A 557-nucleotide genomic window follows, 5' to 3' on the forward strand; every position below is an offset into this window, starting at 1 on the left:
GATTCCTTTCAAAGAGGCGGCGTTTAGAGAGCGTCAACGGATTGAAAAGGATGTTGTCAAATTGTTAACAGGGGGAACACAGATTAAGAATGCTCAAATTGTCGATCTCATTCAACGCATGGTGAAAGCGCATCATAATGGATATGTCACGAAAGAGTGGGTGAAAAAGCGTTTTTCTGATTTGTTTAGATTAAGTGGAAACGAGGTTGTGAGGATGTTTAACCGATGACCCGTTATAGTTCTTCTGTAGACCAAGCAATCCGTCAAGCAGCAGCACGGTATGGTTTGCCCGAAAGCTATTTATACCGTGTTGCGCAAGTGGAAAGTGGAGGCAATCCGAATGCAAGAAATCCCCGTTCTTCGGCGGGTGGGTTGTATCAATTTATAGACAGCACAGCCAAACAATATGGTTTGCAAGACCGTTTTGACCCCATGCAAGCGGCAGATGCCATGGGGCGCTTGACGCTTGATAATCGCAATCATTTAAGCCGCCTTTTGGGAAGAGCGCCTAGTGAAGCGGAATTGTATTTAGCCCATCAACAAGGGGCAGGAGGAGC

Annotated in this window: 1 protein-coding gene and 1 pseudogene; both read left to right on the forward strand. The window is 46.1% G+C overall.

The window, feature by feature from the left end; genetic code table 11:
• Positions 1 to 229: pseudogene (locus tag ACFIM1_RS09485) on the forward strand (hypothetical protein); the annotation flags it as partial.
• Positions 226 to 557 (forward strand): transglycosylase SLT domain-containing protein (locus ACFIM1_RS09490; RefSeq protein WP_375694712.1); only part of this gene is annotated, 332 nt, incomplete at its 3' end. The pseudogene ACFIM1_RS09485 and the gene ACFIM1_RS09490, both read left to right, overlap by 4 nt.

It is taken from the genome of Bartonella sp. AC158YNML (assembly GCF_042196725.1).
GTDB lineage: Bacteria > Pseudomonadota > Alphaproteobacteria > Rhizobiales > Rhizobiaceae > Bartonella.